This window comes from Flavobacterium sp. UBA4854, assembly GCF_002399805.1.
GTDB classification, from domain to species: domain Bacteria; phylum Bacteroidota; class Bacteroidia; order Flavobacteriales; family Flavobacteriaceae; genus Flavobacterium; species Flavobacterium ginsengisoli.
In genome coordinates this window covers 19,206-37,099 of the sequence record NZ_DHEI01000160.1, presented here as the reverse complement: position 1 = coordinate 37,099, position 17,894 = coordinate 19,206, and the positions used below count along the sequence as shown (strand labels likewise).

Annotated in this window: 9 protein-coding genes; all 9 read right to left on the bottom strand. The window is 33.5% G+C overall.

The genetic code is table 11. The features are described from left to right. On the bottom strand, positions 1-1,520 hold a 1,520-nt coding region (locus B3J44_RS23020), incomplete at its 3' end, for a sodium:solute symporter family transporter (RefSeq protein ID WP_286971711.1). A 57-nt stretch (positions 1,521-1,577) separates the two neighbouring features. Then, complete coding sequence (locus tag B3J44_RS23015) at positions 1,578-2,720, bottom strand: acyltransferase family protein (RefSeq protein WP_286971709.1); 1,143 nt, start codon at positions 2,718-2,720, stop codon at positions 1,578-1,580. Positions 2,721-2,804: 84 nt separating this feature from the next. After that, entirely contained in the window at positions 2,805-5,942 is a 3,138-nt protein-coding gene (locus B3J44_RS23010; RefSeq protein ID WP_286971707.1) for a glycoside hydrolase family 2 TIM barrel-domain containing protein, read from the bottom strand. Between the two features lie 257 nt (positions 5,943-6,199). Beyond that, positions 6,200-7,087 (bottom strand): inositol oxygenase family protein, encoded by an 888-nt coding sequence (locus B3J44_RS23005; RefSeq protein ID WP_286971706.1) that lies wholly within the window; start codon positions 7,085-7,087, stop codon positions 6,200-6,202. 482 nt (positions 7,088-7,569) lie between these two features. Next, entirely contained in the window at positions 7,570-11,604 is a 4,035-nt protein-coding gene (locus B3J44_RS23000) for a hybrid sensor histidine kinase/response regulator transcription factor (RefSeq protein WP_286971703.1), read from the bottom strand. Between the two features lie 52 nt (positions 11,605-11,656). Next, positions 11,657-13,486, bottom strand: coding sequence for a metallophosphoesterase (locus B3J44_RS22995; protein ID WP_286971700.1), 1,830 nt, complete (start codon positions 13,484-13,486; stop codon positions 11,657-11,659). A gap of 226 nt (positions 13,487-13,712) precedes the next feature. After that, the gene (locus B3J44_RS22990) at positions 13,713-14,564 is read right to left on the bottom strand and encodes a DUF4861 family protein (RefSeq protein ID WP_198858014.1); all 852 of its coding nucleotides are present in this window, start codon (positions 14,562-14,564) and stop codon (positions 13,713-13,715) included. Between the two features lie 298 nt (positions 14,565-14,862). Continuing rightward, on the bottom strand, positions 14,863-15,426 hold the full coding sequence (locus B3J44_RS22985) for a hypothetical protein (protein ID WP_286971698.1): 564 nt from the start codon (positions 15,424-15,426) through the stop codon (positions 14,863-14,865). A gap of 13 nt (positions 15,427-15,439) precedes the next feature. Beyond that, positions 15,440-17,707 (bottom strand): GH92 family glycosyl hydrolase, encoded by a 2,268-nt coding sequence (locus tag B3J44_RS22980; RefSeq protein ID WP_286971696.1) that lies wholly within the window; start codon positions 17,705-17,707, stop codon positions 15,440-15,442. Positions 17,708-17,894 lie beyond the last annotated feature (187 nt).

The following is a 17,894-nucleotide window of genomic DNA, read 5'->3' as shown; positions in this document are numbered from 1 at the left end:
TCTTCTTCAGAAACTGGATTTACCACACTTATTCCCACCATTATTAAAACAATTATGAAGAAAACAATAGTCATTCTGTCTAAGAAAGGATAATCTGGAAAAACGCCATCTGTCCACATAGGTAAAAATTTCAAAACTGCAGCAAGAGGTACGGTTAATAATGCTCCTGCAAGTCCCGCTGCTGGAGTTGTTTTTTTCCAGAACATTCCCAACAAAAAAATCGCTAACACTCCTGGCGAAAAAAATCCAACATATTCTTGAATAAATTGATACGCTTGATCTAATGATTTTAATGCAGGAGCAACAAAAGCTGCTATAATCATGCATACAACAACGCACCATCTTCCTGTACGAACCAATTTCTTTTCTGATGCCTGCGAATTGAAATATTTTTTATAAATATCTAAAGAAAAAATAGTCGAAATACTATTGGCTTTTCCTGCCAAAGAAGCTACAATTGCCGCGGTTAAAGCGGCTAAGGCTACTCCTTTTAATCCTGCTGGAAGTAAATTCATTAATGTTGGATATGCGTGATCTGGTTTTAAAACTCCAGCTGCATCTACCATTTCTTGTTGAAACATTCCGTTTTCGTGCATTACAAACATGGCGATTCCTGGCAAAACAGCAATAATTGGAACTAAAAGTTTTAGAAAAGCGGCAAATAAGATTCCTTTACGCGCAGTTTTTAAATCGGCTCCTAAAGCTCTTTGAACAATATATTGGTTACATCCCCAATATGCCAGATTATTGATTAACATTCCGCCAACTAGAACCGACATTCCTGGCAATTCATTATAATGCGGATTTGATTCTTCTAGAATCATGTGCAAATGTCCTGGAGCTTCATCAGCAATAATCGAAAGTGCTTTTAGAATATCTTTTCCAAAACCAAACTGATCTGAAAGCAATGTTAAGGCTAAATAAGTTGTTACTAATCCGCCGAGAATTAAAACAATAACCTGAAACATATCTGTGTATCCAATTACTTTCATACCGCCCAATGTTACGATTACCGAGAATAAACTTAAACCGATGACACAAAACTGAAAGCTAATTGGTGCAATAGAAGAAATAGCTAAAGCACCTAAATAAATTATTGAGGTAAGGTTAACAAAGACATAGATTAACAACCAAATAATAGCCATAATTGTACTCACAGTTCCGCTATATCTTTTGGCTAAAAACTGAGGCATCGTAAATATTTTATTCTTCAAATAAATGGGTAAAATAAACATTGCTACAATAATCAATGTAGCAGCCGACATCCATTCATAAGAAGCAATAGCAAGTCCGATGGCGAAACCTGAACCGCTCATACCAATAAAATGTTCTGCTGAAATATTAGAAGCAATTAAAGAAGCTCCAATTGCCCACCAAGTAAGTGATCCTTCGGCTAAAAAATATTCGTTAGAACTCGTTGCAGCAGTTTTTTTGCTTCTGTAAATATACATTCCATAGGCAGTAACTATGACAAAGTAGATAAAGAAAACAATGTAATCTGCGGTTTGTAATACATTCATAATTGTGTGGTTATTGTGTGGTTAGATAGTAAAATGTATTTTAAAATTTGATTGCTATCAAATCTTGAGAAACCATTTCTTTTTATATAAAAAGTACAGTAAAATAAGCTGTACAATGGTGACGGATAAAGCGACAAAAAAAGGTTGCCAATTAAGCGAGGTATATTGTATAAGTCCACCAAAAAGATAATCTGCTGTATGTTTAAAATCGACTAAACCTTCTGCGGCGATATAAATTAAAATAGAATTGGAACCAATTAAGATTAATGGAAATGCCCATTTATGAAAACCAAACAAATCGATTATCACATAAAAAAAGACAAAAAACAAAATACTAAATCCGCCAACAAAACAGACAAAAGAACTGGTCCATAAATGTTTGTTGATTGGAAAACTGATATCCCAAATCAAACCTATAATAATTAAAACTACTGCCGTTAAGGTCATTAAAAGCAATTTTACATTTATAGAGAATGGGCATTTTGCTTTTAAAAATGTTCCTATAAAAACGCCTAATAAAGCAGTTGCAATAGCAGGAAGAGTTGAAAATATTCCTTCTGGATCGTAAACCGTACTGTGCAATCTTCCTGGTAAAAACAGACGATCAATGTAACCTTCTAGTGAACCTTCTTTGGTTAAAACTCCAGCTCCAAAATCTGGGACCGGAATCCATTTCATTGCAACATAATAGCCAATTAAGATTCCGAAAAACCAGATTAATTGTTTTTTAAAGTTAAAATTCAAAAAGATGATTCCGGCAAAAAACCAAGCCAGTCCAATTCTTCCTAAAACACTTGCAAAACGCGTTTGGTCGAAACCATCAAATCGTAATAATCCGTTTACTACAAATCCTAGAACCAATAAAATGAAGGTTCTTTTCAACATCGATAAATATATTTTTCGCTTTTCGGTTGGAGGCAAATCATTTGGAGATTTAACACCAGCCAGTTGCATTTTCTTTTCGAAAGAATAAGGCATCGAAACGCCGGCCACAAATAGAAACACAGGAAAAATCATATCATAGAAGGTAATACCATTCCATTCTGCATGATGCAGTTGCGATGACATCCAGACAAAAATAGGAATTGGAGCCACTTTGGCCAGAGCATGAATAATATGTTCGCCGCTCATGATCCAAAACATCACAAATCCGCGCAGTGCATCTAAAGAAATTAATCTTCCACTTGTAGTGTTACTCATTTTTTTATTTGATTAGTCTTCAGTCGCAGTCTCAGTTTTCAGTCCTAACTGTGACCGAAAACTGAAACTGAAAACTAAAATTATTTAAAGTGGTTTAATGACAAATCCGTAGCTGTATTCGCTTTGGGTTAAAGTATATTGTTCGTGTGGCGGTGCGCCCCAACTGTTGTCACCTCCTAATCCACGTTGGGTTAAATCGACACAAACTACAACTTCATTTCTAGGAGTAATATCGCTGGAATGAATATTCTTTTTAGAAATTCCTCCGTCAAAATCACTCGGATAATTATTTAAAGTACTTATACCTAAAGGTTGCAGACCTTTTATTTCCAAGCCATTTCCTGAATTGCTTGATAATTTAAACCAGCGTATATCGGTCTTGTATCCATTTTCTTGTGGGCGTGTATAAGGCACATATTGGTCTGCAACTTTACTAGTATAAATTCCTTTTAGAGACGATGTTTTTCTGTCAGGATAATTTTCTAAAGGTCCTCTTCCGTAATAATCCAGATTTTCTAATTTGTTTTTTAAACTGAAAATCATTCCGAAACGCGGTAATTCTGGAACCGGATTATTTCCTTTTTTATACGAAGCCTTAATTTCTAAAGCGCCATCATTTCCTAATGCATATTTGATTGTATAATCTGAAGCAACATCATTTAGTTTTAATTTTGCAATGATATATTTTTTGCCATTTTCCTCACTTTGCTGGATACTTTCTAACGAGGTGTTTTTTCCAGCAGTTCTCCACACATTTGTTCTAATCTGCATTTTGTTTCCAATATCATTATCTGTTGGAGCTCTCCAAAAATTAGGCTCAGGATATTGTTTGAAATATTCTTCGCCTTTTAAACTGTAATACGAAATCAATCCAGTCGATTTGCTGATTTTAACGGTTACATTATCAGAAGTCAAAACAAACTGATCTTTTTCATCTTGTACTTTTGCAGCACTTCCATTTTCAGATTTTGCGAAATATTTTCCGTCTTCAATTACAAATTGTTCTTTTGCGATTTCAAAGTTTTGAGGCAATATTTCTGAGCCAGTTTTCGTACTAGCAAAAACATTCAATAAATATTCTGTTCCTTCTTTTGACTCTAATTTTGGTAAATCAATTTTAAATTGCTTTTTAGATTTTGGATCTAAAGCAACATTCAAAATTCCTTCTTTTATTACTTTTCCGTTTTCTAAAACTTCATATCTAAAATTGTATTTGCTCAAATTGGTAAACCCAAAATCGTTATTGATTTCAATAATTCCGTTCTTTATATCTACAGCTTTAAACAAGATATTCTGATATACTTTTTTTACTTCAAAAGCTCCAGGATGCGGTGTTCTATCAGCATATACTAACCCGTTGTGACAGAAGTTTTCATCATTTAAGTAATTCTGGCTTCCCATATCGCCACCGTAAGTCCAGTATTTACGGCCTGCTTCATCAATTCCATAAAATCCCTGATCTACCCAATCCCAAATAAATCCGCCTTGCATGTTTTTGCTTCCGCGAATGATATCCCAATATTCCTGAAAATTTCCGCTGCTGTTTCCCATTGCATGCGAATACTCACACATGATATAAGGGCGTGTAACTTCTTTACGTGCCGCATATTCCTTCATGTATTCAATTGTTGGGTACATTGGGCAAACGATATCAGTATTTTCGTTTTCTTTTGCTTGTTCAAACTGAACCAAACGAGAATTATCTCTTTTTTTGATCCATTTGTATGCTTCGTGAAAAACAGGTCCATTGGCGCTTTCATTTCCTAATGACCAGATAATTACAGACGGCATATTTTTATCTCTTTCAACAAGGCTGTAAATTCTGTCCAGATGCGCTTCTCTCCATTCTGGAAGATAACCCGGATTCGTTTTTGGATTCATCCAAATTAGAGGCTGTCCCTCTACTCCCATTCCATGACTTTCGATATTAGCTTCATCCACCAAAAACAAACCGTATTTATTACATAGTTTTACCCATAAAATATTGTTCGGATAATGACTGCAGCGAACTGAATTAATATTCAGCTGTTTCATCATTTTAATGTCTTTCATCATCGTCGCTTCGTCCTGATAATGTCCAGTTTCTGGATTATGTTCGTGGATATTAACGCCATGAACCATCAATCGAACGCCGTTTACCAATAATTGGCCACCTTTTAATTCTACTTTTCTAAATCCGATTTGTGTTCCAACTGTTTCTACAATATTTCCTTTTGCATCTTTTAAAGTCAGCACCAACATATACAAATTAGGCGTCTCACTGCTCCATAATTTGGGGCTTGATACATTTTGAGAAAAATTTAAAGTCTGAACTTTTGACGCTTCTAAATTGACATTCAATTCTTTTACAAATACATTTTTCCCAGAAGCATCAACCAGTTTTGCAACTAATTTTTGGTTGTTAACCGAAGTTGAAGTCAGATTTTTTAAACTTACATCTACATTTATACTTCCGTTTTTGTATTTCGCATCTAAATCTGGTTTGGCAAAAAAGTCTGCAATACGAACATTATCTGTGCTGTACAAATACACATTCCTATCAATTCCAGAAAGTCGCCACATGTCTTGATCTTCTAAATACGAACCATCGCTCCATCTGTATACTTCTATCGCTAAATCATTCTTTCCAGATTTTAAATACTTCGAAATATCAAATTCTGCCGGACTTTTGGTGTTTTCTGTGTAGCCTACTTTTTCTCCGTTCACCCAAATATACATAGCTGCAGTTCCTGCTTCAAAATGAAGAAAAACATGTCGGCCATTCCAGTTTTCGGGCAGCACAAAATCTCTTTTATAAGACCCAACTGGATTATCCCAATGATTAATAAAAGGCGGATTTTTTTCAAAAGGATACGTAATGTTGGTATAAATTGGCACACCGTAACCATTCAGCTCCCAATTAGAAGGCACTTGAAGTTCTTTCCAATGTAAAGTACTGAAATCCGTTTTATAAAAATCCTTTGGACGTTCGTCTGGTGTTGGCGACCAAGAAAATTTCCATTTTCCGTTTAAAGAAAAATACCAAGGTGAGTTTTCATATTTATCCATTATAACAGAAGTTTCATCTGCATACGGAAGAAAAGCAGCTCGTGCTGGTTCTCTATTAATCTGAAATACTTGAGGATTTTCCCAATCGTTGCGCTCTTTTTCCTGCGCTAAAACAGCGGTTCCGCATAGTACAAACAGGCTTAATAAAAGTATTTTGGTTTTAATATTCTGCATTATTTTGGTTTTAGATAGCTGGCAGTTATTTTTTTTAACACATAGAAACATAGTTTATTTTTTTCTTAAAAAAGATTAATGAAAGAAACCAGTTTCTAACACATAGCCCCAAAGTTTGTCATTCCGAGGAACGAGGAATCTTCGTAAGCAGCTCTACAAAGATTGTGGATTCTGATTGAGGAGTTTCTCGCGAAGATTCCTCGTTCCTCGGAATGACAAGATTGTGGACTATCTTTGTTTAAACAAATGAAACCTTTTTAAAACTTCAATTTTTCTGGTAAATATTTCGCAACTAATTCTTTATAATAAGGAAGTAATGCTTGCACGTCTGGTTTTACAGGTGCTTTTGTATACAAATCGTAAGGATTGAATTTTCTCACCCAGTCAAACATTTCGATATCTTTTTCATTCATTAAATGTGTATAAGCATTTTCTTTGTGCTGAGAATAAAAGGAATGATAACGAATCATGTATAAAGCTGGATCTGGAAGATAATCTTTCATGATTTGGTACAAATACTCATCGTGTCCCCAACTCATTTTTACATTGTCCAATCCGCAGTTTTCTGTGTAAACACCAAACTTGGTATTGAATCTTTCGTCTGTAAAATCTGGATTTTCTTTAAAGAACTCTGAATATACAATTTTATCCGAATAAGCACATCCAACAGGAAATGTATCTCCTACAACTGCCCATTGCGGTTCTCCAAACAAACATAATACTTTACCTAAATCATGAATGAAACCTGTCAATACAAACCAATCTGGATGACCGTCTGCACGAATTGCTTCTGAAGTTTGTAAAAGGTGCTGTGTTTGGTCTAAGTCAATATCTGGGTCACTGTCGTCTACAAGCGTGTTTAAAAACTCAACAGCTTCCCAGATTGACATTTCTTTTCTATTAAATTGCAGAAAATCTTGTTCTTTGCTGCATACAAAATCATAAGTCTGATACGTGTGGTTTATTCTGTAAAACTCCTTAACAGTTTCTACTCTTTCCGAATCGACATAGTTTCTAAATTCTTCTTTCTGCTTTTCTTTTACTTCTTCATTTTCTTCAGAAGGATCAGGATATCGCATTAACAAATCATCTTCCCACTCATCTAAATTATTTAACGGATTGTCTGTATCTATATGTTTTTTCATAATGCTAAATAGTTAAAAGTTATAAGACAAAAATAGAATTACATCCTTCTTTCAAAATGGATTAATACATCAAAAACATGGATAAAATTGATTATTGTAGGATTTTTACATATTAATAAGAAGAAAAAATGGATAGAATTTGAATTGGACTGAAAGTCCAAGAGCATCAAAGTAGTGCAACGCACTACACACTAAAGTGAGAATAAACAACACCCTGAAAGGGTGAAAACACCAAAGTAGTGCACCGCACTACACATTAACATGTGAATGAATAACACCCTGAAAGGGTGAAAGCGCAACTGTGCGTATATAACAACTCAATACTGAGAATATGCTTTCGCCCTTTCAGGGCTGAATCGGATGTTGTGTATTCTTAAGCAGTGCGGTGCACTGCTTTGGTGCTTTTGGCTCTTTCAGAGCTGGATTGTAAAAGTTTGTGAATTGCTTCGCCAATCGCCATCGCCCGAATCCTGCCAAAAAAACTAATTAATCAACTTGCTTGGCGGGAAACCAAACTGCTTCTTAAAGCATCTACTGAAATATAGCGGGTCATTAAAACCAACCAAATCTGTTACTTCAGAAACATTGTATTTTTTGGTTTTTAGCAATTCTGCTGATTTTTTTAACCGAATTGTTCTAATAAATTCATTTGGTGCTAAATCGGTCAATTCTTTAATTTTTCTATATAATTTGGAAGAACTAACGCCCAGTTTGTCACATAAAAAATCGGTTGAAAGATCGACATCGCTTAAATTATCGTTAATTAGATTTGTAACTTTTTCCATAAACTCCTCGTCGATTGGCGAATGTGTCAGCATGCTAACTTTGCTTTCTACTTCACCAGAGAATTTTTGTTTCAGTTCTAATCTCGACTTGATCATATTTTCTATAACCGTTTTCAAAAGTAAAGGCTCAAAAGGTTTTACCAAATAACCATCGGCGCCAATATCATAACCTTTTACTTTATCCATATTTTCTCCCAACGCTGTAAGCATCACAACTGGAATATGACTTATAAATTCATCATTTTTTAATTGCTGGCAAAATTCCAATCCGTCCATAACGGGCATCATAACATCTGTTACGCATAAAATAGGTTTTATTTGTCGGCAGATTTTTAAGCCTTCTTCTCCATTTTCAGCATCATATACTTTGTAATAATCCGATAAATAATCGACCAAATATTTTCTGAGTTCTGAGTTATCTTCAATAACCAGGATCTTCTCTTTTAAATCTGTATTCTGAATAATTTTCTTGGCCGCTTTTTCTGGAATCAGCATGCTTAGATTGTCATTTTTAAGAGCATATTCAAACACTTCTTTATGTTCATAAGATTCACGATCAATCGGAATTTCTACTTTAAAAGTACTTCCTTTTCCTGCTGTACTTTCCACAGAAATAGTTCCTTTATGAATGGCAACCAAAGATTTTACCAATGACAAACCAATTCCTGATCCAGTATTATTGTCTTTACTGTTTGAAGCTTGGTAAAAACGTTTGAAAATTTTATCTATACTTTTTAACGGAATACCAATTCCGTCATCTGTAACTTCAATTACCAAAATATCTTCAACCGTATCTTTTAGTCTCACATACAAATCTACATTTCCGTTTTTGTTGGTAAACTTCAAGGCGTTAGACAAAAGATTGTAAAGAATTTTATCGTATTTGTCATTGTCTAGCCAACCATTTATTTCATCATCTTCAGAAATAAAATTGAGCTTAATTTTTTTATTATAGGCCATTTCCTTAAACGAATCGAAAATATTTTTCGAATACGATAAAATGTCTGTTTTGGTTACTTTTAGTTTTAATTCACCCGACTGCGCTTTTCTAAAATCCAAAACCTGATTCACCAAATTTAGCAATCGGCTGGCATTTTGATAAATTAAGTTATAACGGCTCTTTTCGTAATCTGTAGCATTACTGTTTTCATCCAAAAGCTGTTTTGCTGGACCTAAAATTAGCGTTAATGGCGTTCTTAATTCATGCGAAATATTAGTAAAGAAACGTAATTTCTCATTATTTAATTTTATGTCGTGTTCTCTGTTTACTTTTTCTGTGAGCAACTCTTGTTTTAAACGAATACGATTCTTAATCTCTTTTCTAATGAAATAAAAAACACCGAATAAAATGGCAAAAAACATTAAAAAAGAAGTCGGCGTAAGCCAGAACGGAGGCAGAATTTTTATTTTATAAGAAACCGTTTTACTCCAATAACCGTCGCTATTGCTTGATCTTATCTTAAAAGTATAATTGCCTGGATAAAGATTGGTATATTGTACAATTCTAGATGTACTATTAACTGTTATCCATTCTTTATCAAAACCTTCTAACATGTATTGAAATTTATTCAATTTTTCGTTTGCGAATGAAGGTGCCGAAAACTGCAGAGAAAAGTTTCTGTTTTTATGGCTTAATTCGATTTCATTTCCATAATTTAAATCTTTAGAAAGCGGAATTTCTCCATTGATTTCCATTTCTGGAAAAACTTCTTCATTTTGAATTTTAAACTCAGAAATAACAGGCAATGGCGACCAATTATTTCTTTTCATCGCTGGCGGAGAAAAAGAAATAATTCCGTTTTTACCGCCAAGAAAAATATTAGAATTATTAAAATAAAAGAAACCGCTAGAACTAAAAACATCCAATCTGTTTCCGCTATTTACGTGATAAATGCTAATATCTTTTAAATTCGACTTTACAAAAGCAATATTATTATTGTTGATGTTCAGCCACAAATTACCGTTGGCATCTGATAAAATATCAGTAATCCATTTTCCAGAAAGTTCCTTTAGATTTTTTACGGGTTCAAATTCGTTCTTTTTCGGATTGTACAAACATAGTCCAAAACGAGTTGAAGCCCAGATCTTTCCTTTAACATCAACTAAAACATCACTAACATTTTCGTCATGAGGAACACCTTTTTCTTTGATAAAAAGTGACGAATATGTTTCTATTTTTCCGGTACTGATATTGTATTTTACCACTCCCGTTTCTGTAGCAAACCAAACATTATTTTTGGTATCTCTCTCTATAGCATTAATCTGAAAATCGGGTAAAAGTTTACTTGAAGTTTCTACTTGAAGTGTTTTAGTATTTAGAATTACAGCTCCTTCTCCAAATGAACCTACAATCATTTTATCATCTGTAATTTTTCTAAAGGCAAAAACCGGCGATTTCTCAAATCCTAAATTTATTTCTCTAGAAGAATTGCTCAAATAATTATAAACCAAAACATTGCCGTCCCAAAGACCACAGTAAAAAATCTTTCCGTCTTCAGAATAAATACTAGCAATATCTTTTCCTGTGTTGTGCAGAGGTGTCGAACCTTTTATGTTAGAAATAAAAAGCCCGTTGTGATAAGTTGCGACAATTACTTTTTCATCATAGGTTTTGGCAAAACCTCTAATTCTAGGTGCCTGATTGCCAATAGAACGCGAAATATCTTTATTTAAAGTAAACTGATTTTCATACGGATCGTATTTATCTAAACCATCTTCGGTTCCAATCCATAAGACTCCAGACTTGTCAAAATAAAGTGCCGAAATTAAATTATCGACAAGCGAAGTGTCATCAGAAAGAATAGAATAATACCATTTATAATTTCCTTTTTGAATATCTTCTAATTGATCACAAACTAATAATCCTCCCAAAGTTCCAACCCAATATTTGCCATCAGGAGCTTGTGCAACAGAAAGAAAATAAGGTCCTAAAGCACCTCTAACTTGTTTGCTTTCAATATATAGATTAACAAACTTATCGCTTGCTTTATCGAGTTTATACAAACCTTCGCGAGTTCCAACAAAAATATCTTGTTTGGCATCTTCATAAATAAAATTTAGGTATGGATTTTTTATATTCGAATTTGGAACAGAAAGCGTATAATTATTGATTTTCACAATCGCGCCTTTCGCATCCATCGTAATTTTGGCTACAGATGATTTCTCATAACTTCCAACCCAGACATTTCCTTTTTTATCTTCAAAAATTTCTTTTATATATTCATAACCATTCAGTTTAATTTTTTCGAATCGGTTTTCTTTCAAAAAGAATAAATAAATTCCTTTCGTTTTGGTTCCTACCCAAACTCTTTCAAATTTATCTACATAAACGGCTCTAACTTCGTCATCTGGTAAACTGTTTGGATCGTCTTTTTTATGAAAATAAGTAGTAAAAACATGCGTATCCATTTTGAAAAGCGTGAGTCCTTTTCGGGTACCAATCCAGAGATAATTGTTTTTTTCGTCCAGTTCTAAAGCCGTGATATCATCATTGTACAATTTGTTTTTACCAGGCGTAGAACTCATGTAATTTTTGAACTGATAACCGTCAAAACGATTTAATCCTGAAAAAGTTCCAAACCACATGAAACCCTTTTTATCCTGTACAATATGTCGTACCGAATTATGAGACAATCCGTTATTATCATTATAATGCGCAAATTTTATATTCTGTGAATACGAATGATAAAAAAGGGCAGATAACAAGAATAATAAAAAGGATTTTTGGCTCATGGAAATAAATTATAAATGCAATTTAATCTTTTTGATTCAATAAATATTAAAATTATTTAACAGATAAATTATCAATTTTGTTGTTTTTTAAATCAATTCTGAAATGATTGGAAGGCTCGCCGTTCATGGTTTTCCAAAATATTTTGGCCCATAAAATCAACTTAGGGTTATTTGATTTTTTTAACTGTTTGCATATCAATTCGTATTGTTTTAATCTCTTTTTTCCAATTTCAGAAAAAGCCAATTCATCGGCACTTTTTAATCTGTAAAAATCGAAAATCATATCAAAACCTGTCCATGATTCAAAATCAGAAAATGTTAGCGAATTCTCTTTCAAATCTTTAGAGACTTCATTTGCATTTTTATTCCATTCTAATAAATCTTTACCAGAAAGTTTCTCGATCGATTTTAAAAAATCTATCGGAAAATCTTCAGGTAAGAATCGCAAACGAACTAATTCCTTTAGATGCCAATTGGTAAATGCTGCATAATCATTTGCTTTTAGAATTTCTTTGTTCCAAATGATGTTGCTTTTAATAGCTTCCAAATGAGCATATTCTTCTTCATAAAAAGGAAATAAACTATTGAATTTATTGACTTTACCAATTACAACAGTTTCTACTTCCAGATCAGAATGAGAATGAATAGTCAATATTTTATAAGCTGGCATATAAGCCGCAAGCGATGGTGTTTGAATATTAAAAAGTGTATTTCCTTTTGCTGTTGTTCTAACTCCTGTATCGTTAATGTGCATATGTCCGCCAAAATGAATCTGAATTCCAGCATCGGCAAATTGCTGTGCTACTTCTTCATTTGGAACTCTTTGCAATTGCATTTTATTAGCACCGAAAAGCTGTTTTAATTCTGGCGAAGCATCGTCATTAAATTCAACCATCGGATAATGACTGAAAGCAATCAATATTTTTCCTTTTTGTTTCGCTTCTGCAGAAACCTTTTTTACCCAATTAATTAAATGGTTTTTATAAATCAGAACGTTATTATAACCTGTATTTGCTCCCGAAAAATCATGCGGATTATTGGATTCTCCTGATAATTTTTCATTTGGAACATACGCATTTGCATCTATAGCCAAAAGCCAGATTCCTTTTATTGGTTCAACCAAATAACTAGCATCAGGCAAATACAAATTGGTATTTTTTATTAAATACGTTCTTTTTTCTAAAACGGATTCTTTTTGAGCTTCTTCAAAATTATAATTTTCATAGCTGTAATTAGAAAAAGGAGTTTCCCAATACAAATCATTCTTTTTTGGAAAAAAACCAAAATCACGCATTTCGCTAATGGTTTCTTTATAACCCCAATTTTTTAAATCGGCTGTAATAATGGGTTCCAGTTCGCTTTTACTTTTGTTAAAATTGTCTGGAGAACTGCCAATAATTTGTTCTTTTCCGTCTTTTCCTAAAAAATCTGTTTTAACAGCATCTTGAGCAAAAGGTTTTACAATATCATGATTTCCTGTAGTAACAAAGAATGAAATTCCGTATTTCTCGGAGTATTCATTTAGAATTTTTCTTAATCCGCGAACGTGAACAGGCTGTCCGTCGTCGCTGAAATCGCCTGGAAGCACTACCTGTTTTATGCCTCTTTTTACAATATCATTTAAAGCTTCTAAAAAGGCAAAATAGTTTTCATTAAAAATTCTCGTAGAATGCAATTGAGAATTCATCGTTCTAATATTGGCGTATTCGCCCGTTACAGGATTTGGAATGCCTTGATAATTACTGTCCTCAAATTTGGCATAAATATCTTGCAGATGGGCATCGGCTATAAAAGCAATCTGAATTTCTTTCTTAATGTTCTGCTGTGATTTGCAGGAATATAAAGAAAGAAGCAGTACTAATATAATCGATATTCTAAACATTTGTTTTGTTTGTTTTTAATTTTATAATTATCCGTTATTTGTCCTATTTTAAAAATAGAAAGTCTGTAAAATCAAACGCGGATTAAACCGATTCGCTAACGCGAAGGCGCGGATTAAACCGGATTTTATTAATCTGTTTAAAAATATAAATAGATTATCCGTTTTAATCCGCGCCTTTACGAAATAAATCCGTTTAATCCGCGTCCTTGCTTAAAGGATAATTCAATTATTTTTTAATAAATGCTTCCAATTTATCTAAAGTGTTTAGTTCTGTTTCTCTTGCACTTGAAGATATAATTGAAGTCTCTAAAGTTTTTGCAGGTTTTGAAATCAACAAATATTGCGTTCCATCGTCTGTTGTTTTCTCATAATCTTTCGGATTGTATATAATCGCTCCTCCTACTTCAACAATTTCTGCAGCAACGTCTTCTGGATGTTTTCCCCAAACTGCTATGTAATTAGCACCTTTTTTTGTTGCGCAATCTTTAAAGTAATTTACTCCTGTTGCAAATTGCACTTTTTCTCCAGTTAAAGAAACTGCTTCTACTTTCGCTTCTCTTTTACCAGAAAACACGGTAACACGAACTAAAATGTCTACTTTTTTTCCTTTGTAAGGAACGCCTCTTGAAATCATTTCCATCCAAGAAGTATTTTCTGTTTTTCCAACACGAGCCAAACGATTTGTTACCGGATTTAACGGCACTAATTTTTCGCCATCCCAAAGTTTTACTCCTCCTAAACCAACAGTAGATGCCACTTTATAATAATCTGCTCCCCAGCCTTCTTTTTGCTGTTCTGGCGTTGGGTACCAATTTGCTTTTTTTAATTCTAAACCTGGTTTAGCTTTAGAATAAACATCGATTGCTACTTTATCGCTGAAATAAATTCGCAAAGCCATCCATTCGTTTTCAATTGCTGGGCCGTGGTGTCCGATTGTTTTATATAAATCTCCTGATTCTGAGCCAATATCTGTTAGATACGTAATTTTATCAGACTTCATATACAAACTGGTGTCTGTATTATTTTGTCCGAAACAAATGCAGCAAAAAAGTAAAGAGGTTACGATAGATAATTTCATAATTTAAAATATTATAAGTTTAAGTGTAATTCCTGTAAATTTAAAAACAACTTTCAACAATCTACTACGAATTCTATCTATTGTTCTGAAATTATCAATTTATATCAAAATTGTGAAAAATCTTAAACTATAAAATTTCCTTTTTGCTTTTCTAATTGTATTTTTTTGCCACAGATTAAAAGGATTAACACAGATTAAATTTGTTCATTTAAAAATCCTTATAATCTTTTTAATCTGTGGTTTTAAAACCAATTTAGTCTGTTAATAAAACAGTTCTATTTTCTATTTTCTATTTTCTTTAATCCACTACTTTTACCAAGGTAGGATTAATTCCTAACGGATTCTTAATGATTTTACAGATTAAAGGAAACTCTGGATTTTTTACAATCCACATTTCGGTTTCGTCAATTTGCGCTTTTACATGCAATGTTTCGATTATTTTTCCATCAATAGAAACGCCATTTTTATCTTCACTTTTATCTAGAACATAAGTTGTATTGTTGTAAACAAAGGATTTGTTTTGGACTAAATCCTGATAAGCTGATTGCGAAATCATAAAAAAAGTTTCTGTTGGTTTTAAGTTTAGAATTGGTGCATATTCTCCTTGATTAAAGCTTAAGGCATTTCCATTTTTTACTGCTTCAGGAAACATTACTATTTTACTGTTTACGCCTCTTGTTTCCAGTTTAAAAGCCAATCCATTATTTGACGTTTCGGCCGTAAGCTGTAAAGTTCTGGTTTGTCCGTGAAGTTTACAGACATAATGCAGTTGGGTATTATTTTTTAATGTCGGAATATAATTCTGTGCTATTGTGGTTTGATAAAGAGCACAGAAAAGAATAACTAAAAATATATTTTTCATCTTACTTATCTTTTTATTTTGCCGGTGGTAAAATTGTCGTTCCCCAAGCTGAAGGTTTCGAATCCATTTCTAAAATCAGTTCTCCTCCATTCATAATATCATCATGCGTAATCCATGCTTTGTTATATGGTTTTCCGTTTAACAAAGCGGTTTTGATGTATTTGTTTTTATCATTCATTTTTTTTGTGATGATTTTAAAACTTTTGCCGTTTTCTAATTTTACGAATACTTCCTTAATCAAAGGCGTATTGATTAGATAATAAGGTTGTCCTGCATTTGGATACAATCCCATCATGTGGAAAGCCAGCCATGAAGACATTGCTCCTGAATCGTCGTTACCTGGAAGCCCTTCTCTTGAAGTATTAAAATTATCCTTGATAATCGTTCTGATTCTGTTACTGCTTAAATACGGTTTTCCAATCCAGTGATATAAGCACGGGGTTAAGAATGAAGGTTCATTGGCAACATTAAATAAATTATTATCAAAGAAAATATCCAATCTGTTTTCAAATGCTTTTTCGCCGCCAGTTTTTTTTACCAATTCCGGAATATCGTGCGGCAAACTAAATGAATATTCCCATGAAGTTCCTTCGTAAAAGAAAACACACCAATGACAAACATACCAAGGCGATTCGATAATGACAGGCGTATATTTAAAAGTCGGCTTTTGGATTTTTGATTCACCAAAAACAACATCATCCAGCCAGTTTCCGTCTTTGTCTTTTGGCATGATAAATCCTTTTGCGCCGTTATTTTCATAATCTGCTCGCCATAGATTCTGCCAATTTTCAGCCTGTTTTATGTATTGATTGTACAAATCTGTTTTTCCTAAACCTTTGGCAACTGTCGCAATATTATAATCGTTGTAGGAGTAATCGATGGTTCTGTTTCCTGCTCTGTCTGTGCCATAAGGAACGTATCCTAGTTTGAGATAATCTAAAAGTCCGCCTCTTCCTTCTTTCTCTTCGTTTCCTCCAGGAGGCACTGTTGCATCTTTCAGCATTGCTTGAAGTGCTAATTCGTAATCTATTCCTTTTAAGTTTTTTACGAAAGCATCGGCAATTACCACCTCGGCATTTGATCCTCCCTGAGTTCTTCCATTGTCATTACCGCTTCTTCCTTCTGGCATATAACCTTCGCGTTTGTAAATGTTCAGCATTGCATTGATGATTTCGACTTTTCGCTTGCTGTCAATCAATGTAATTAAAGGACTTGATGTTCTAAATGTATCCCAGATGGTATAAAAATCATCATAATAAGGCTCGTCATTTGTCCATAAAGGGTTTTCTCCTGTTCTGTCTACAGGCATAATCATCGTGTGATATAAACCTGTATAGAACATTTTTCTGTATTCGTCTGAGGTATCTTTAGAAAGCTGGATTCTGCTTAATAAATTTTCCCATTTGTTTTCTAAAGCCTTTAAAACTTCATTAAAATTCCAATGCGGAATTTCAACTTCTATATTATTCTTTGCTTTTAATTCGCTTAAAAATGAAATTCCGATTTTTACATTCAGCTCCTCTTTTCCATTTTCAAAAGAAAGTAAAGCTGCTGTTTTCTTTCCTGAATCAAATTGTGCTTTTTGATTGTTATAAAATTTTCCGTCTTTAAAAGTGACATATTTAGCAATTGGCTGATCAAAAATAGCATAGAAATAAACGGTGTAAGCGCGTCCGTTGTTCCATCCTCCACGGATTCTGCTGTAACCTCTAACTTCTGTATCTGAAACTATTTCGATTTGTGAACCCACAAACTGTTGTGCTTCTCTAGCTTCTGGAATTTTTTCTTCGCCAAGAAAAAATCCAGGGTCTATCTTTAATTCTTTTGATTTATTTTTTGGGTAGGTAAAACGGTAAAAAGAAACTTTCTCGCCAGTAGTGATTTCGGTTTTAATATTATTTTCCTTGAAAACCGTTTCGTAATACCCCAGTTTTACGTTTTCTTCTGCTCTAAAAGAAGTCTGGTCTATTTTGTCTAAAGTACCAGAAAATGGCATAATCTGGATATTTCCGTATTTTGGACCTCCGCCTGTTCCGCTTACGTGAACCTGACTGAATCCTGTTACTTCTTTTGGCATTGGAAGCCAACCGCTGTTTGGACTCGAGGTGCAATCTGGACTTGGTTTTACCATTCCGTAAGGGCATGACGGCCCGATAAAAACCCTCCCTACTCCTTCTGAACCAATCATTGGATCAACATATTGATGGACTGTTTGAGCGTTTGTGATTACGGTAAACAAAAATGATATTCCTAAAAGTATATTTTTACTGTATATTTTCATTACTTACTTATTTCTTTAAGAACTAAAAACTTATTTTTTTACCACTGATTAAAAGAATTAAAATAATTTTACTAAGGCTGAAATTAATCTATTTAATCTTGAAAGATGTGGCAAAATTTTACTTTGACATTTCTAAAATCAATTCGCCTCCATTGGTAATTTCCTGATGCGACAACGTAAAATCTTT